Origin of the sequence: Saccharothrix coeruleofusca, assembly GCF_014648515.1 — a bacterium.
GTDB lineage: Bacteria > Actinomycetota > Actinomycetes > Mycobacteriales > Pseudonocardiaceae > Actinosynnema > Actinosynnema coeruleofuscum.
Genome location: NZ_BMRG01000018.1, coordinates 122,681 through 140,425 on the forward strand (window position 1 = coordinate 122,681; position 17,745 = coordinate 140,425).

Below are 17,745 nucleotides of genomic sequence, written 5' to 3' on the forward strand. Positions count from 1 at the left end.
CGTGCTGGCCTACTACTCGTTCGTGGGGTTCGAGACCTCGGTCAACCTGGCCGAGGAGGTCCAGGACCCCCGGCGGTCCTATCCCAGGGCGTTGTTCGGCGCGCTGCTCACCGCGGGCGCGGTCTACCTGCTCGTCGGCTTGGTGGCCAGCGCCTCGGTGCCCACCGACCGGCTCGCGGCTTCCAGCGGCCCGCTGCTGGAGGTGGTGCGCCTGGCTGGTGGTGTGCCGGAGTGGCTGTTCAGCCTGGTGGCCCTGGTCGCGGTCGCCAACGGTGCGCTGCTGACCGGGATCATGTCCTCCCGCTTGGCCTACGGCATGGCTCGTGATGGGCTGCTGCCCTCGGTGCTGGCCCGTGTCCTCCCCGGTAGGCGCACGCCGTGGGTGGCGGTGCTGGCCACTTCGGCGCTGTCGCTGGCGCTGGCGTTGACCGGGGAGGTCGACGCGTTGGCCGAGACGCTGGTGCTGTTGCTGCTGGTGGTCTTCGTCGCGGTCAACGCCGCCGTGCTGGTGCTGCGGCGTCGACCGGGCGAGGCGGGGCACTTCCGGGTGCCGGTGGTGGTGCCGTGGTTGGGTTTGGCGTCCTGCCTGCTGCTGTTCACCCGCGTCGACGGCGCGGTGTGGTTGCGCGGGCTGGTACTGGTCGGGTTGGGGACGGTGCTGGCCGTGGTCAACGCCCTGCGCGCCCGGCGGTCCCGGTCCGCCGGGTGATGCGGGGCGTTCGGAGCGGTCACGGTGGTTCGGGCAGCACGTGGTTGTTGCGCAGGTGCTCGTAGACCACGGAGGTGCGCACGTCGGCGATCTCGGCCCGCTCGGTCAGGCGGTCGATCACCAGGGCGTAGAGGCTCTGGTTGTCGGCCACGGCGACGTGCAGCAGGAAGTCCTCGGCGCCGGAGGTGACGAACACGCCGAGGGTTTCGGGCAGGGTGCGGGCCCAGTTGCGGAACGCCTCGATGTTGCGCCGGGACGGTGGGCGGATGCGCACGGCGATGAGCGCTTGGACCGGGCGGCCGATCGCGGCCAGGTCCAGGTCCAGGGTGGCGCCCCGGATCACGCCGCGCTCGCGCAGGGCGCGGGTGCGGTCCAGCGCGGTGGTGGGGGAGACGCCGACCTCGGCCGCCACGTCGCGGTTAGTGCGCCGTGCATCCGACTGCAGTGCTCGGATGATCGCCTTATCAAGTTCGTCCAGGTGTGCCATCAACGCTCCTCTGCCGTATTAAGTACGGATCATTTGCCATCTGTTCCGGATGTTCATAGCTTATACCGCTGTTGGAGTGCACATCGTCAGGGCAGGGCGGGACAGTGGTTGAACAAGAGCAGGTGCGGGTCGGTTTCGAGCCGGAAGAGGTCGACCCGACCATCTCGACCCGCGAGGCGCGGCTGAAGTGGGTCATCCTGGTAGACGAGGCGCTGCCGGCGGGACGCGCGGTGAACGCGGCCGTGTGCGCGGCCTCCGCCACCGCGGTCGGGGTGCGAGGGCTGCTCGGGCCCGATGCCAAGGACGCTTCCGGTCAGCTGCACCCAGGGCTGCCGTGGGCGGGCTGCTCGATCCTGGCCGCCAGCGCTGAGCGGATCGCGGAGATCCGCGCCAAGGCCGTGGAGTCGCTGGGCGTGTTCGTCGCCGACACCCCGGTGCAGGCGCAGGCCACTCGCGTTTACGACGAGTACCTGCGGCAGGTGGGGGAGGAGACCTCGCTCGACTACTGCGCGGTGAGCATCGTCGGTCCGCGCAACCGCGTCGACAAGCTGGTCAAGAAGCTGCCGCTGCTGTCGTGAGGACCGGGGGACCGGTGTGCGCCGATCGTGTGGCACGGGCGGTGCGGTGGTGGTCGACCGCCCGCGGCGGGTAGACGACGGGGGAGCCGAGCACCGGGAGGCAGCATGAGCACGCCGAGCACCACGCCCCCGACCGGCGCGAGCAACGAGGCCGAGCCGGACCAGCTCGGCCTCGCCCGTGCCGAGGGGGACGCCTACCTGCGGTCGTTGGAGGCCATGCGGGAGGAGTCCGGCGCGGTGGTCAAGCGCGCCGGGGACTTCCTGGTCGCGCTGGTCCAGGAGGACGCCGAGGGGATGTACGAGCTGCGGGGCGGGCGGCTGGTGTGGCACGAGGCGCCAGAGGAGGCCAACGGGCACTTGGAGATCGCCGTCGCCGATGCCGCCGACGGGCGGTTCGTGCCCGGTCTGGACGTCACCGTGACGGTCAGCCGGGGCGGAGCGGACGTGCTCGACACCCGTCTGCCGTTCCTGTGGCACCCGTTCCTCCACCACTACGGGACCAACTTCACGATGCCCGGCGCGGGAGCCTACGACGTCCAGGTCCACATCGACCCGCCGACGTTCATGCGTCACGACCCGGTCAACGGCAGGCGCTACGAGCAGCCGGTGGAGGTGGCGTTCCTCAACGTCGCGTTCGAGCCCGGTCGCAAGCCCAGCCCGGATGCCCGGCCACGCGCGTGACCGGGCCCGCGCCTCCGCGTGGCGCACCGGTCGTGCGTCGGCCCACGTCCCCTGAGCCGTTCGGGTGTACCGGCGCGCCAGTCGGGTAGGCCCTCCGGTGGAATGGGAGGAGAACACCATGCCCAACCCCGGCAGCCACGGCTATGACGTCCGCCGCACCCGCCTGCGCGCCGAGTACGACGACACCGGCACTCCCGACCAGCACGCAGATCAGGCCGCCAACGAGGAGTTGCAGCGCGAGCACCCGCCGGTCCCGCTCGGCGACCGGGCCGCCGGGCCGCCCGGCACCGGCGGTGAAGCCGACCAGGGCGGTCTGAGCCTGCGCAGCTCCGCTTTCAGCGGGCACACCCTCATCCCGGACCGGTACTCCCGCGACGGTGGCAACACCTCCCCGCCGCTGGAGTGGGCCAGTGTGCCCGACGGCGCGCGGGAGCTGGTGCTGCTCTGCGAGGACCCCGACACCGGTGGTGAGCCCTTCGTCCACTGGGTGGTGACCGGCATCCCGGCCAACGCCAGCGGCATCCCGGAGGGCTCGCTGCTCGACGGCGCGGTGGTCGGCCGCAACGGCTACGGCGAGCCGGGGTGGGGCGGGCCGCGTCCGCCGGTGGGGGAGGAGCACCGGTACTTCTTCCGGCTCTACGCGGTGGACCGGCCGCTGGAGGTCGGTAAGGGCGCCACCGCCGAGGAGGTGCGAGCGGCGCTGGAGGGGCGGGTGCTCGCGCACGGCACCCTGGTCGGCGTGTTCGGGCGCTGACCGCCCGTTCGTTTCACAGCGGCCGGGCCGGGAACTCGACGAGCGCCGCGCACGCTGTGACGAGGAGGTGGCCCGATGGCCCGCACGGTCGCCGACGCCCTGGTGGCCAGGCTGCGCGACTGGGGGGTGGCCAGGGTCTTCGGCTACGCCGGGGACGGCATCGACCCGCTGCTGGCCGCGTTGCGCCGCGCGGGCGGGGACCCGGAGTTCGTGCAGCCCCGGCACGAGGAGATGGCCGCGTTCATGGCCAGCGGCCACGCCAAGTACACCGGTGCGCCGGGGGTCTGCCTGGCCACCCAGGGACCGGGTGCGATCCACCTGCTCAACGGTCTCTACGACGCCAAGCTGGACCGGCGGCCGGTGGTGGCGGTGGTCGGCCAGGTGGTGTCCACCGCGCTGGGCACGGGCTACCTGCAGGAGGTGGACCTGCACGCGCTGTTCAAGGACGTCTGCGGGCAGTACCTGCAGACCGTGTTCGCGCCCGAGCAGTTGCCGGTGCTGCTGGACAACGCGATGCGCACCGCCATCGCCGAGCGGGTGCCCACGTGCCTGATCGTGCCGCACGACGTGCAGCGCGCCGACGCCGTCGACGAGTTGCCGCACAGCCACGGCGTCGTCCCCTCCTCCGCGGTCACCGCGCGACCACGCGTGGTGCCCGCGCAGGAGGACCTGCGCCGCGCCGCCGAGGTGCTGGGGCGGGGACGCCGGGTCGCCCTGCTGGTCGGCCGGGGTGCGGCCGGGGCCGAGCGGGAGATCGCCGAGGTGGTGGAGAAGCTGGGCGCCGGGGTGACCGCCTCGCTGGTCGGCAAACCGGTGCTGCCCGAGGACCCGCCTTGGCACACCGGCGTCATGGGGCACCTGGGCACCACCGCCAGCGCCGAGCTGATGGCCGGGTGCGACACCCTGCTCGTCGTCGGCTGCAACGACCCGTGGACCGAGTTCTACCCCCGGCCGGATCAGGCCCGCGCCGTGCAGATCGACATCGAGGCTCGGGTGGTCGGCAGCAAGTACCCCGTCGAGGTGCCGCTGGTCGGTGATGCCGGGGAAGCCCTGCGGGCGCTGCTGCCCCTGCTGCCCCGCAACGAGGACCGGAGTTGGCAGGAGGAGGTGTTCGCCTCCGTGGCGCGCTGGCGCGAGCTCAGCGGCAGGCGGGTGCGCGATCCCGCCGAGCCGCTGAACCCGGAGCTGGTCGTGCACCTGCTGTCCGGCCACATCCCGCTCGACGCGCAGGTCGCCGTGGACGTCGGCTCCGTCACCTACTGGTACGCCCGCCACCTGGCGCTGCCGGTGGGCGCGCCCGCGCACACCTCCAGCTACCTGGCGTCGATGGGCTGCGCGCTGCCCTACGCGCTGGCGGCCAAGCTGCACGCCCCGGACCGGCCCGCGCTGGCGCTGGCGGGCGACGGGGCCATGCAGATGAACGGCCTGCTGGAGCTGATCACCGTCGCCGACCGGTGGCGGTCGTGGGCCGATCCGCGCTTCGTCGTGCTGGTGCTGCACAACCGCGACCTCAACGAGGTCACCTGGGAGCAGCGGGAGATGGAGGGCGACCCGCGCTTCCCGGCCTCCCAGCGGGTGCCGGAGTTCCCCTACGCCCGCTACGCCGAGCTGCTGGGACTGCGCGGCCTGCGGGTCGACTCGCCCGACGAGGTGGACCGGGCCTGGCACGAGGCGTTCACCGCGGACCGGCCGGTGGTGGTGGAGGCCGTGGTGGACCCGGCGGTGCCGCTGCTGGCCCCGCACCTGCCCGAGGGCAAGGCGGAGATGATCTACCGCGGTCTGGACCAGGAACCCGGCGGTGAGCGGGCGCGGGAGCAGGTGCTGCGGCAGCGGGCCGAGGAGGGCCACGACGACCGGTAGGGATCAGCCCGTGGCGACGCGCACGGCGGCCGAGAGCACCCGGTGGGCCTCTTCCGCCGCGCGGACCGGGTCCGCCTCCACCCGCGCGGTGATCCCGTCGACCGCGTCCAGCCCGGCGCGGCTGAGCAGGGTCTTCTCGTTGGCGACCCACTCGCCGCGGGCCGCCAGGACGGCGTGGGCGGCCTGGGTGCGGCGGCAGCGGTTGGTCCGGCAGGGGCCGCCGCCCCAGCCGCCGATCTGCGAGACCTCGCCGGGGCAGCCCACGTCGCGCAGCGCGCGCGGGTCGAACCCGCCGCGGTAGCAGACCGCCAGGTCCCAGTCGCTGTCCTCGCGGTGCGTGCCCTGGGCGCGCGATCCGCCCAGAGCCACCGCCCGCACCCCCGGCAGCGCGGCGAGCCGGTCGGCCACGCGATCGGTGAAGTCGTCCACGCCCCATTCCAGCACATCCGATATTCCATTGACGGAGGTCGACGGGATTGGTGATGATCTGGCCACGCGATCCGAACGGGGAGAGGTCATGGCGGAAGTGCGGGAAAGGCGTGGGCGACGCGCCGCCCGTCCGCTCGCCTGGCCGGTACGGGCAGCTCAGCGTCCCGTTCTCCAGCTTCCGAGGTAATCCCGCGTCGGGAGATGGAGCCGCGCTGGGAATTCCGGTGCGGCTTTTCTCGTGAAATGCCCCGATAGCTCAGCAGGACAGAGCGCGCCGCTACGAACGGCGAGGTCCCAGGTTCGAATCCTGGTCGGGGCGCCGCTGGAACCCGCGCCGGCGGGAGTCGCCGAGGCCACGACTCGCGGCTCGCGGTGGCGGTTCCAGACCAACTCCCGCGCCGGTAGGAGTCGTCCCGCGGCACCGACGGCACGGCGGGACGACGACCGGGGTCCCCGTGGTCGACACCCGCTCAAAACTGGGCAGCAGCGGTCCGCTCGCTCCGGCGTACTGGGCGGCGTACCGACTGCGTGGGAGAACCAGGTGGAACCAACGGGGATCGTCGAGGCGGTTGACCGGTTGCTGACCGAAGTCCGCCCGGACGGAGCCGAGGCGCGCCCGCCGGGGGCGCTGCGCGAGTGGGGGCTGTCGTCGCTGGCACTGGCCCGGCTGTGGCTGGGGATCAAGGACGAGTTCTCCGTCGACCTGCCCATCCCGTGGCTGGGCGCCGCGACCGCGGCGGACCTGGTCGAGCGCCTGCGCGGCGCGACCGCGGACCCGGCCCAGCGGCTCCCGCTGACCCCGCTGCAGCGCGCCTACCTGGTGGCCAAGCAGGCGGGTGCCGGGGTGGAAGCGGCGGGCTGCCACCTCTACCGCGAGTTCACCGTGCCCGACGTCGACCCCGCCCGGTTGCGCCGGGCCTGGCAGGACCTCGTCGAGCACCACGAGGCGCTCCGGCTGGTGGTCGACGAGGACGGCTCCCAGCGCGTGCTGCCGCCGCCCGCGGACTGCGCGCTGCCGGTGCACGACCTGACCGGCGCGGAACCGCCCGGCGTCGCGGCGCACCTGCGGTCGGTGCGGGAACGCCTGTCGCACCACTGCTTCCCCGCCGGGAGCAGCCCCCTGTTCGCGGTCGAGCTGAGCAGGCTGCCCGGTGGCGGGGGCGTGGTCCACCTCGGCCTGGACACCCTCGTCACCGACGGCCACGGCTACGCGCTGCTGCTCCAGCAGTGGCACGACCGCTACCAGCACCCCGACGCGCCCCTTCCGCGGCAGGGGCCGCCCCTGGGCGAGTGCCTGTCCGCGCTGGAGGCCAGGAAGCGGCCGCACCGCGAGGCGGACCTGGCGTGGTGGCGGCAGGAGTTGGCCGACCTGCCCTCCGGCCCCGACCTCGTGCTGGACCCGCCGCCCGCCCAGGCGGGCGGGTGCAGGCCGCGCCGCCCCCTGGACGCGCACCTGCCCGCCGAGCCCTGGCGCGCCCTCAAGGACGCTGCGGCCCGCCAGGGGGTGTCCCCGACCGCGCTGGTGCTGCACCTGTTCACCGGGGCCCTGGCCCGCGCCGGAGCCCGCTACCCCTTCTCCCTGGTCGTCACCACCAGTGACCGGCCGTGGCTGCCCAGGAGCGCGGACGCGGTCGTGGGGCCGTTCACCTCCACGGCCCTGCACGTCGTGCGGGAGCCCGCCTCGCCCGCCGAGGGCGCGCGGGCGGCCCACGAGCAGCTGCTCGACCACCTGCGGCACGGCGCGGTGTCGGGCATCGAGGTCCTCCAGGACCTGCGTGCCGCGGGCCGCGACCACGTGCCGCCTGCCGTGGTGTTCACCAGCCTGCTGGACGTCGGACCCGCGCCGGGCGTGGCGGGCGGGTTCGGCGCCGCGATCGGGCACGGCGTCAGCCAGACCAGCGACGTGGCGCTGGACCACCAGATGTGGGAGCAGGACGGCGGGCTGCGGTTCCGCTGGGACGTCGACGCCTCCCGGTTCGCCGCGGGCGACGTCGAGACCGTCTTCGCCGCCTTCCGCAACGCGCTGCTCGCCGCGGCCGCCGACCCTGGCGGGGGCGACCCGGCGCCGCTGCCCGAGCTGACCCAGGCCTACGCCGTGGCCCGGCTGTCCGCCGAGGAGCGGCCCGAGGGCTGCCAGTGCTACCGCGGCTACGAGGCGCACGACCTGGACCTGGCACGGCTGGAACGCGCGCTGGGCACCGTCGTGGACCGCCACGCCGCCCTGCGCGCCCGGTTCACCCCCGAGGGCGTGCGGGTCGTGCCGCGCGGACCGGACCGGTGGCACGTCGCGCTGGTCGAGGTGCCCTCCGAGGCGGAGCACCGGGCGGTGGGCGAACGCCTCCGCGCCCGGATGGCGAACCTGCCCGCGCCGTTCGGGCACTGGCCGCTGATCGACGTCCGGGTGACCCGCGACCCCTCGGGGCGCTGCGTGGCGCACGTCGCCGTGGACCTCCTGGTAGGCGACGCGCCGAGCGTGCACGCGCTGTTCCGGGAGCTGTGGCGCTGCTACGCCGACGGCGGCACGGTGTTCCGCGCGTCCGACGCGCCCCCGGCCGCGCGGGAGGGGCACGACGCGGAGCACTGGCGGCGGCTGCTGGCCGACCTGCCGCCCGCCCCGCGACTGCCCGTCCGCGTCCCCGAGCGCAGCCGCGAGCGGTTCTCCGGAAGGCTGCCCGGCTACCGCGACTTCGCCCGCCGGGCGGCCGGGCTGGGCCTGAGCCCGGACAGCGTGCTGCTCGCCGCCTTCGCCAGGGTGCTGTCCCGGCACTTCACCGAGCCGTTCTCGCTGCCCGCGGTGCGCTGGGCCGACGCACCCCGACCGGGCGAGTTCTCGGTCATGACCCGGGTCCGGGCCGTCGCGGCGGGCGAGCCGCTGCTCGCCGCGGCCCGCCGCTACCAGGAGCGGTTCGACCAGGACGACCGTGCCGGGGCCGCGGGCGGGCTGCGCGAAATGCGCAGGCTCGCCTCCAAGCGCGGGGACGGCGCGGGCCAGCCCGTGGTCTACACCGGGGTGGTGGACCTGACCGACCACCCGCTGCCCGCCGGGGTGCGGCAGGGGCCCTGGCTGACCAGCACCCCCGGTTGCGCGCTGGACTGCGTGTCCGTGGCCGAGGGCGACGAACTCGACTACGCCTGGGACGTGGTGCCCGGCGACCTCGCGGGAGTGCCGGTCGACGAGCTGTTCCAGGGCTTCGCCCGCGAGCTGGAGCTGTTCCGCGACGGGTTCGAGCCCAGCGCCGAGCAGCGCCTGGACGTGCTGCGCCGGTGGAACGGCCCGGTGGTGCCGATCCCCGACGACGGGCCGGTGCACCGGCTGTTCGAGCGGTGGGCGCGCAGCGGTCCGGACGCGGTCGCGCTGCGGTGGCGCACCGGGAGCATGACCCGCGTCGAGCTGAACCGGCGGGCGAACCGGATCGCCTGGCGGCTGCGGGAGCTGGGCGTCGGCCCCGAGCGGGTGGTCGGCATCCGGATCCGCCGCGGCCCCGCGATGGTGGCCGCCGTGCACGGCGTGCTCAAGGCGGGCGGGGCCTACCTGCCGGTGGACCCCGCCCTTCCGCCCGCCAGGGTGGCGCGGGTGCTGGCCACCGCGGGCGCCGAGGTGCTGCTGACCGCGGCGGGCACGGCCGGGTCCGCTCCCGAGGGGGTGATCGAGGTCGAGGTCGACCGGGACCCCGCGGTGGTGGGCCACCCGCGCGCGGATGAGGACCCCGAGCCCGTGGCGGACCAGCGGAGCACCGCCTACGTCATCCCCACCTCCGGGAGCACCGGCGAGCCCAAGGGCGTGGCGGTGGCGCACCGGTCGGTGCGCAATCTGATCGCCTTCTGCGCCGAGGAGTTCGCCCTGGTCCCCGACGACCTGGCGCTGGCCGTCACCTCACTGGGGTTCGACCTGTCGGTGTTCGACGTGCTGGGGGTCCTGGGGGCGGGCGCGGCGCTGTACGTGGCCGACGAGGAGGAGCAGAAGGACCCGCAGCTGCTGCTGGACGTGCTGCGCTCGCGGCCGGTCACGCTGTGGAACTCCGCGCCGACCGCGCTCCACCAGCTCACGCCGCTGCTGCGCCCGCACGGCGGCGACCCGTCGGCGGCGCGACTGCGGCTGGTCCTGCTCAGCGGCGACTTCATCCCCGTGACGCTGCCGGACCGGATCACCGAGGCGTTCCCACGCGCCCGCACCACCGCGCTGGGCGGGCCCACCGAGACCACCGTGTGGTCCAACTACTTCCGGGTCGAGCGGGTCGACCCCCGCTGGCGGTCCATCCCCTACGGCCGCCCGATCCCGAACACCCGGCACTACGTGCTCGACGAGCGGCTGGAGCCCTGCCCGGTGGGGGTCGAGGGGGACCTGTACACCGCGGGGGAGTGCCTGGCGCTGGGCTACCTCGGCAGGCCCGACCTCACCGCGGAGCGGTTCGTGCCCGACCCCTTCGCCGGGGCGGGCGAGCGGATGCTGCGCACCGGGGACCGGGCGCGCTGGCGTCCGGACGGCAACCTGGTGATCACCGGACGGGCGGACCGGCAGGTCAAGGTGCGGGGCCAGCGGGTGGAGCCCGGCGAGGTCGAGCACCGGCTGCGCGCGCACCCCGCGGTGCGCGACGTCGTGGTGGCCGTGCGCCGGGACCACTCCGGTGACGACCGGCTCGTCGCCTACGTCGTGCCCGCCGAGGGTGGCCGGACCGACGCCAAGGCGCTGCGCGCTCACGCCGCCGAGACCCTGCCCCCGTACATGGTGCCGAGCGCCGTGGCGTTCCTGCCCGCCTTCCCCGCGACCGCCAACGGCAAGCTGGACCGAGACGCGCTGCCTTGGCCGCTGGAGCAGGCGGACGACCGCCCGGCGGTCACCCCGGCCCCCGCCCGTCCCGCTCCAGGGCAGGCGGCGGACGCCTGCGCCGCCCCGGCCCCCGAGGACCTGGTCGAGCAGGTGCGGGAGGTCTTCGCCGAGGTGCTGGGGGCGGGGGAGCTGGAAGTCGACGAGGACCTGTGGGACCAGGGGGCCACGTCGTTCACCATGGTCCAGGTCTCGGCCCGGCTGCTGAGCCGGTACGGCGAGCGGGTGCCGGTGGCGGCGCTGACCGCGGAGCCGACGATCACCGGCATCGCGCGCGTGGTCGGGCAGCGCCTCGGCGCCGCCCCGCCCGCACCGGAGCCCGCGCGGGCCACCCCGGTCCCCGCAGCGCCCCGACCCGCCGGCCCACCGTCCGAAGTGGACCTCTTCTCCGCCGAGGAGCGCGCCGCGTTCAAGCAGCAGCGGTGGAACCTCCGCAGGACGGCGCCGGGCACGCGCCTGCTGCCGGTCGAGCACCTCCCCCCGCCCACCGAGGTGTACGCGCGGCGCGCCAGCCGCCGGGACTTCCTGCCGGGCGCGCTGGACGCGGCCTCCTTCGCCCGCCTGCTGTCCCTGCTGCGCAAGGGGGAGGACCGCTACCTGTACCCGTCCGCCGGGGACACCTACGCGGTCCAGGTCTACCTCCACGTGAAGCCGGGCGCGGTCGAGGGCCTGGCGGAGGGCATCTACTACTACCACCCGGTCGAACACGCGCTGGAACTGGTCAACGCCGCCCCCCGCATCGACCGCAACGCCCACTTCTACTACAACCGGCCGGTGTTCGACCGGTCCGGCGTGGGCATCTACCTCATCGGGCAGCGGCACGGCGTCGAACCGGTCTACCAGGAGGTCGCCGAGCGCTTCCTGCTGCTGGAAGCGGGATACGCGGGCCAGGTGCTGATGATGGGACAGGCCGCCTGCGGGGTGGGGCTGTGCCCGGTGGGCACGGTGGCGTTCGACGGCATCCGCGACCAGTTCGACCTCGACGACGGGCACGTCTTCCTGCACGCGTTCATGGCGGGTCCGGTCGAGCGGCCCGCCGCACCCACACAGGCGACCGCGGGTGCGCCCGTCCTCGGCGCGCCCGCTCCCACCGGCGAGGACACCGGGGACGACATCGCGGTGATCGGCATGGCTGGGCGCTTCCCCGGCGCCGGGGACGTGGACCAGTTCTGGGCGTCGCTGCGGGACGGCCGGTGCGCGGTCGGGCCCCTGCCCGCCGACCGGGGACTGGCCGAGGCGCCGCGGGTCGCGGGCGGCTTCCTGGAGCAGGTGGACCGCTTCGACAGCCTGCGGTTCCGCCTGTCGCCCGCCGAGGCGGCCACCCTCGACCCGCAGCTGCGGTTGGTGCTGCACGCGGTGTGGAACTGCCTGGAGGACGCGGGGTACACCGCCACCGCCCTGGTGGGGTCCGCTCCCCGCGTCGGCGTCTTCACCGCCACCATGTGGCAGGACTACCAGCATGTCGGCGCGGACGCCTGGGGCGCGGGCGGCCAGGCGCGGATCTCCGCGCTGCCCTCGGAGATCCCCAACCGCGTCTCCAACGCCTTCGGGTTCACCGGGCCGAGCGTGGCGGTGAACACCTCCTGCTCGTCCTCGCTGACCGCGCTGCACCTGGCCGTGTCCAGCCTGCGCCGGGGCGAGTGCGACGCCGCCGTGGTGGCCGCGGCCAACCTGGTGCTGCACCCCTACCACCTGGCGCTGCTGTCCTCGGCGGGGCTGCTCGCGCGGACCGGTCCCGTCCGGGCCTTCGCGGCGGACTCCTCCGGCTGGTGCCCCGGTGAGGGCGTGGCCGCGGTGCTGCTGCGGCCGCTCGACGCCGCGCGCCGGGAACGCGACACCGCGCGGGCGGTGGTGGAGGCGACGGGCATCGGCCACTCCGGTGGCGGGCCGTTCGGCAGGCCCGACCCGCGGGCGCTGGCGGACTGCGTCGGCGACGTCCTGGCCCGCGCCGGGCTCCGCCCCGGCGACATCGGCTACGTGGAGTGCGCCGCCGCGGGCGCGGCGCTGGCCGACGCCGCCGAGCTGGAGGCGCTGGCGCGGGTGTTCGACGGCACCCCCGTCCTGGCGGGCACGCTCAAGCCGAACATCGGGCACCTGGAATCCGCCTCCGGCCTGTCCCAGCTGGTGAAGGTGCTGCTGCAGCTGCGGCACCGCCGGATCGCGCCCACGCTCGTGGCCGAGGACCGCTCGCCGCTGGTGGACTGGACCGCGCTGCCGCTGCGGCTCGTCGACCGCCTCGTCGACTGGCCGCCGGGGGCCCCCGCGCGGGCCCTGGTCAACGCGCTGGGGGCGACCGGCTCCTACGGGCACGTCGTCGTCCGAGCCGTGGAGCGCGGCGATGGCTGAGGGCGCGACGACCGCGCCTGCCTTCCCCGCCGAGTGCAGGCTGGTGCTGCGGCACGACGACTTCATCATGCGCAACCACAGGGTGCACGACGTGCCCGTGCTCCCCGGCGTCGCCTTCCTCGACGTCGTGTGCCGGATCGCGGTGGCCGCCGGGCTGGACCCGGCGGGCGTCGAGCTGCGGCACGTGCTGTTCACCGAGGCGGTGGCCACCACCGGCGGGTACGACCGGGAGATCGTGATCACCGCCGGTCCGGGGCCCGGTCGCCTGCACCTGGTGGGGCGCAGCCGCTGGTTGGACGGCGAGCGGCCGTTCACCCCCTGGCGGGAGAACTTCCAGGCCCAACTCGTCACCGCCGACCGCCCTGAACCGGGACCGCCGCCCGTGGTTCCGGACGGTGGCGTGCGGCGGGAGCGGTCCATGGAGGACATGTACGCCTACACCCGCGCCCGCGACATCTCCCACGGCGTGCCGATGCGCTGCACCGGCGTGCTGCGCCTGGGCCGCGCCGAACTGCTCGCAGACCTCGCCCTCAGCCACCCCGACCCGGCCGAGGCGCGGTTCCACCTGCACCCCGCCAAGCTGGACGCGGCGACGATCGTGGCCTACGGCCAGACCGACGCCGCGCTGCGCGAGCCGTTCATCCCCCTGTTCATCGAGTCGTTCCGCGCGCCGCGGCCCCTGCCCGGCCGCTTCACCGTGCACGTGCCGCGCCCCGAGCGGCTGGCCCCCTCCGGGGAGCTGTTCCACTCCGACCTGGTGCTCTACGACGAGCGGGGCCGCTTCGCCGCGGAGCTGGTGGGCCTGGCCTGCAAGCGCATCCGCGAGCCGGACCTGGTCCGGCGCCTGCTGGCCGAGCCGGGTCGGCACTGACCCGGTCCGGCCGCGCGGCGGTTCACTCCCCGTGCCGCGGCTCGCCCGCGCGCTGCTGGGACCAGATCCGGTCGTACTCCGCGGCGCGCAACCGCTCCTCGGCGCTGTGCTCCACCCGCCGCATAGCCGCCCGCAGGACGAACGGGGCCATCACCGAGGTCACGATGGCCACCAGCACGACGATGGTGTACCCGGCCGTGTTCAGCACCCCGATGCGCAGACCCACCATGGCCACCACCACCTCCACCACGCCACGGGCGTTCATCCCCGCGCCCAGCGCGAGCCCTTCCCAGTGGCCCAGCCTGCTCAGCCGGGCGCCGAGGTAGGCACCCGCGAACTTGCCGAGCACGGCGACCGCGAGCACGACCAGCGCCGCGACCAGCACGTCCGGGTCCCGCAGCGAGGTCAGGTCCATCCGCAGCCCGGCCGCGGCCAGGAAGATCGGGGCCAGCACGGCCAGCGTCACGGTCCGCAGCGGCGCCAGCCGCGAGGTGACCTCGGGCCCCGCCGAGCCGACGAGGATGCCCGCGATGAACGCGCCGAAGACCGCCTCCATGCCCAGCGCGTGCGTCACCACGGCGCCCGCCAGGATCACCGCGCAGGCCACCACGACCGGCGGACCCGCTTCGGGGGAGCGGGCGGCCACCCGCAGCGCCGCGCGGACCAGCGGTCTGCCCGCGACGCCCGCCAGCGCGACGAACAGCGCCAGGTACAGCACCGACATCCCCGCCGCGCCGAGCGCGTGCGCGCCCGCCAGCGCCGACACCACCGACAGCAGCAGCCAGCCCACCGCGTCGTCGACCATGCCGGCGGTCAGCGTGAGCTGCCCGACGTCGCGGTGCAGCAGGCCCATGTCCGACAGCGTCTTGGAGATCACCGGGATGGCGCTGACGCACATCGCCACCCCGAGGAACAGGGCGAAGACCACGCGGTCCGGCTGCCCCGGCGACACGTGCCCGTGCAGCAGGTAGCCCACGCCGACACCGGCCGCGAGCGGGATGAGCAAGCCCGCCAGGCTGATCCGCAACGCGGTGGCGCGGCGGCGGCGCAGCACCTTCAGGTCGAGCTGGACACCGGTGATGCCGACCAGCAGGACCACCGCGAGCTGGGCCACCGCGTCCAGCAGGTGCATCTGGGCAGGGTCGCGGGGCAGCAGCCACCCGGACAGACCGGGCGCGAGGTGGCCGAGCAGCGACGGTCCCAGCAGGACACCGGTCAGCAGTTCGCCGACCACCGCGGGCAGGCCGAGGCGGCAGGCGAGCCTGCCCAGGGCGAACGCCACCACCAGCAGCACCGCCAGCTGGAGCAGGAACACCAGCAGGACGTGCTGGGACATGAGGGGAACAGGAGCCGACATGGCCGAAAAGTAAGCGCCGCGGCGGGGTGGGCTCTGCTCAAATCTGCCCGTCCCGCCCGCGCCCGCGTTGCTCGGTTTTGAGCAGCACCGCCGAACGGCGCGGCGCTAGCGTTCGGCACCCGAGGAGGTGAGCGCAGATGAGCGCCGCAGACCAGCTGCTGCACCGGTTCCCCGCGCCGCGCCCGCCCGGCAGGCCGTTCGCCGTGCCCGAGGAGTACCGGCGGCTGTTCGCCCAGCGGCGGGTGCCCGAGGTGGTGCTGCCGGTGGGGCGGAAAGCGCTTCTGGTGGGGCGGTACGACGACGTCCGCACCGTCCTCTCCGGACCGTTCAGCGCCGACGGCCGCAACCCCGGCTTCCCGACCGCGCGCCCCGGCGCCCCGTCCACCTCCGCGACGCTGTCGTTCTTCCGCATGGACGGCGCCGAGCACCGCCGGTACCGCACCAAGGTCACCGCCCACTTCACCGTGGCGCGGTTGGCCGCGCTGGAGCCGGTCGTGCGCGCCGCGGTGGACGAACTGCTCGACGGGCTGGCCGGGCAACCCCGCACGGCGGACCTCGTGCAGCGGCTGGCGCTGCCCCTGCCCAGCATGGTGATCTGCCAGATCCTCGGCGTGCCCTACGCGGACCGGCAGTACTTCCACCGGCTGATCGACGTGATGGCCAGGGCGCCGGAGATGAACCCGGAGACCTACCGCGCGGCGGTCGGCGAACTGCGCTCCTACATCGAGCGGCTGGCCGGGGACAAGCGCGCCGACCCCGGCGACGACCTGCTGTCGGACCTGGTGCGGGCGTTCGACGCCGACCCGCTGCTCGATCCGCCGCAGCTGGCCGCCATGGTCCTCCTGCTGCTGGTGGCGGGTCAGGAGACGACCACCAGCATGATCGCGCTGGGCGCGCTGGCGCTGTCCTCCACCCCCGAGGCCAGGTCTGCCCTGGAGGACCCGACGGCCGTGCCGAACGTCGTGGAGGAAGTGCTGCGCCACCTGTCGATCGCGCAGTGGATGCCGCGCGTGGCCACCGAGGACGTGCTGGTCGGCGGCGCGCCGGTGCGGGCGGGCACCGGTGTCGTGGTGCTGCCGATGATCGCCAACCACGATCCCGAGGTGTTCCCCGACCCCGAGCGGCTGGACCCCGCCCGCGCCAACGCGCACCGCCACCTCGCCTGCGGGTTCGGCCCCCACCAGTGCCTCGGGCTCCAACTGGCGCGCCTGGAGCTGCGGGTGGTCTACGAGGCGCTGTTCCGGCGGTTCCCCGATCTGCGGCCCGCCGTCGCGGTCGACCGGCTGCCGTTCCGGCAGAACTCCGCCTTCTTCAGCGTCGACTCGCTGCCCGTCGAATGGTGACCACCAGCAACGCGAGGGAGCTCAGATGACCGACCGCACCTCCGGGCTCGTCGTGCCGGACCTGCTGCGCCTGCGCGCCCAGGCGGACCCCGACCAGGTGGTGATGAACCTCGACGGGGCGCGCACCATGACCTACTCCGCCTGGGAAAGGCGGTCCAACGCCGTCGCCAGGGGGCTGCGCGACCTCGGCGTGCGCCGCGGTGACGTGGTCGCCCTGCTGTTCGGCGGGCTCGACTGGGACGAGTACGCCGTGGCCTACATCGGAGTGCTCAAGGCGGGCGGCACGGCCGTGCACCTCAACGACACCATGCCCGCGGCCGAGGTCGACCGCCGGATCGCCCAGTGCGGCGTGTCCGGCCTCATCCGGGGCGAGCAGCTCGCCCCGCCCGCGCGCTTCGCCGGGTGGGTCGGCACGGTGTCCGCGCTGGACACCGGCAACGGTGACCCGTTCGACCTGGAGATCGGCCCGGACGACATCTCCGACCTGCTCTACTCGTCGGGAACCACCGGCGCCTCCAAGGCCGTGCGCGTCCCGCACGGCAACCTCACCCACGGCCGCGGCCCCGAGGGCTTCCGGCAGCTCGGCGACCCGCGCCCGCTGGTGGTGCCCATGCAGCTGGGCACCACCGCCAGCGTGACCACCACCAACATCGCGCTCACCCTGCGCGCGACGCTGGTTGTCGTCCCGCCGGGGGACGTCGAGCGGATGGCCCAGCTCATCGAAGCCCACCGCGCCGGGTCGGTGATGGTCAACACCATGGTGGCGGCCCGGATGGTGGCCGGGCGCCTGCACGAGCGCTACGACTTCAGCTCCGTGCACACGCTCGGGGCGGCGGCCGCCCCGATCGCCCCGGCCCTCGCCGAACGGCTGCTGGCGATGTTCCCCGGCGCCAAGCTGAACAGCTCCTACACCGAGATCGAAGCCGTGCCCGGGGTCGTGGTGAGCACCTACGACCCGGCCCGCCCCCTGTCGGTGGGCAAGCCGTCGCCCAGCACGCAGCTGCGCGTGGTGGACGAGCGCGGCCGGTCCGTCGCCGACGGCGAGCTGGGGGAGATCCAGCTGCGCTGCGACGCCCCTCGCAGGCGCTACCTGGGCAGCACGCAGACCGCCGAGGACGACTGGACGCGCACCGGCGACCTGGGGCGCATCGGCCCGGACGGCGAGCTCTACCTGTTCGACCGCCGGGTGGACGCGATCCCGACCAGCGGGGGACTGGTGTCCACCATCGAGGTGGAAGCGGCGGTCTACGAGCACCCCGCCGTGCTGGAGGCGGCGGTGCTGGGCGTCCCCGACGGCGGCGACCGCCGGGCCGTCGTCGCCGTGGTCGTGCTCGCCTCGCCGGACGCGCTCGCCGAGCTGCCCGGTTTCACCGCCCGGCGGCTGGCCCCGCACCAGGTCCCCGAGCGCTTCGTCCCGGTGGACGCCCTGCCGTTCTCCCCCAACGGCAAGGTCCGCAAGCGGGAGCTGCGCGACTGGCTCACGGCCGCGGTGACGGCGTGACCGC

The 17,745-nt window shown here is 74.6% G+C and carries 12 protein-coding genes and 1 tRNA gene; 10 read left to right on the top strand and 3 right to left on the bottom strand.

Going from position 1 to position 17,745, the window contains the following annotated elements; all coding sequences use genetic code 11:
* The coding region (locus tag IEZ00_RS37370; protein WP_229796237.1) for an APC family permease at nucleotides 1–709 on the top strand (709 nt) is incomplete at its 5' end.
* A 19-nt stretch (nucleotides 710–728) separates the two neighbouring features.
* Here the strand turns inward: IEZ00_RS37370 and IEZ00_RS30285 are convergent.
* Complete coding sequence (locus IEZ00_RS30285) at nucleotides 729–1,196, bottom strand: Lrp/AsnC family transcriptional regulator (RefSeq protein WP_189226777.1); 468 nt, start codon at nucleotides 1,194–1,196, stop codon at nucleotides 729–731.
* A gap of 104 nt (nucleotides 1,197–1,300) precedes the next feature.
* On the opposite strand from IEZ00_RS30285, the gene IEZ00_RS30290 reads away from it, so the two are divergent.
* The 4 genes from IEZ00_RS30290 (at nucleotide 1,301) to IEZ00_RS30305 (ending at nucleotide 5,069) form a co-directional block, all read left to right on the top strand.
* A complete protein-coding gene (locus IEZ00_RS30290; protein ID WP_189226778.1) occupies nucleotides 1,301–1,774 on the top strand; it encodes a DUF2000 domain-containing protein in 474 nt (157 codons plus the stop codon).
* A gap of 105 nt (nucleotides 1,775–1,879) precedes the next feature.
* The gene (locus IEZ00_RS30295; protein ID WP_189226779.1) at nucleotides 1,880–2,455 is read left to right on the top strand and encodes an iron transporter; all 576 of its coding nucleotides are present in this window, start codon (nucleotides 1,880–1,882) and stop codon (nucleotides 2,453–2,455) included.
* A 118-nt stretch (nucleotides 2,456–2,573) separates the two neighbouring features.
* The gene (locus IEZ00_RS30300; protein WP_306344708.1) at nucleotides 2,574–3,209 is read left to right on the top strand and encodes a YbhB/YbcL family Raf kinase inhibitor-like protein; all 636 of its coding nucleotides are present in this window, start codon (nucleotides 2,574–2,576) and stop codon (nucleotides 3,207–3,209) included.
* A 75-nt stretch (nucleotides 3,210–3,284) separates the two neighbouring features.
* Nucleotides 3,285–5,069: a thiamine pyrophosphate-requiring protein gene (locus IEZ00_RS30305; RefSeq protein ID WP_189226780.1), complete on the top strand. Its 1,785-nt coding sequence runs from the start codon at nucleotides 3,285–3,287 to the stop codon at nucleotides 5,067–5,069.
* Nucleotides 5,070–5,072: 3 nt separating this feature from the next.
* On the opposite strand, the gene IEZ00_RS30310 is transcribed toward IEZ00_RS30305, so the two are convergent.
* Nucleotides 5,073–5,510 (bottom strand): nucleotidyltransferase domain-containing protein, encoded by a 438-nt coding sequence (locus tag IEZ00_RS30310; protein WP_229796242.1) that lies wholly within the window; start codon nucleotides 5,508–5,510, stop codon nucleotides 5,073–5,075.
* Between the two features lie 233 nt (nucleotides 5,511–5,743).
* Here IEZ00_RS30310 and IEZ00_RS30315 point away from each other — a divergent pair.
* The 3 genes from IEZ00_RS30315 to IEZ00_RS30325 all read left to right on the top strand — a co-directional run bounded on the left by IEZ00_RS30315 (nucleotide 5,744) and on the right by IEZ00_RS30325 (nucleotide 13,540).
* Nucleotides 5,744–5,817, top strand: a tRNA-Arg gene (locus tag IEZ00_RS30315).
* A gap of 222 nt (nucleotides 5,818–6,039) precedes the next feature.
* A complete protein-coding gene (locus IEZ00_RS30320; RefSeq protein ID WP_189226782.1) occupies nucleotides 6,040–12,669 on the top strand; it encodes a non-ribosomal peptide synthetase in 6,630 nt (2,209 codons plus the stop codon).
* A complete protein-coding gene (locus tag IEZ00_RS30325; protein ID WP_189226783.1) occupies nucleotides 12,662–13,540 on the top strand; it encodes a polyketide synthase dehydratase domain-containing protein in 879 nt (292 codons plus the stop codon). The genes IEZ00_RS30320 and IEZ00_RS30325 overlap by 8 nt, the downstream gene beginning before the upstream one ends.
* A 22-nt stretch (nucleotides 13,541–13,562) precedes the next feature.
* Here IEZ00_RS30325 and IEZ00_RS30330 read toward each other — a convergent pair whose 3' ends face one another.
* Complete coding sequence (locus tag IEZ00_RS30330; protein ID WP_229796238.1) at nucleotides 13,563–14,876, bottom strand: cation:proton antiporter; 1,314 nt, start codon at nucleotides 14,874–14,876, stop codon at nucleotides 13,563–13,565.
* 158 nt (nucleotides 14,877–15,034) lie between these two features.
* Between IEZ00_RS30330 and IEZ00_RS30335 the strand changes: the two genes are divergently transcribed.
* Together IEZ00_RS30335 and IEZ00_RS30340 are read left to right on the top strand one after the other, a co-directional pair.
* A complete protein-coding gene (locus IEZ00_RS30335) occupies nucleotides 15,035–16,240 on the top strand; it encodes a cytochrome P450 (protein ID WP_189226785.1) in 1,206 nt (401 codons plus the stop codon).
* Between the two features lie 25 nt (nucleotides 16,241–16,265).
* Nucleotides 16,266–17,741 carry a class I adenylate-forming enzyme family protein gene (locus IEZ00_RS30340; protein ID WP_189226786.1) on the top strand — a complete coding sequence of 492 codons (1,476 nt, stop codon included), beginning with the start codon at nucleotides 16,266–16,268 and terminating at the stop codon, nucleotides 17,739–17,741.
* Nucleotides 17,742–17,745: the final 4 nt, after the last annotated feature.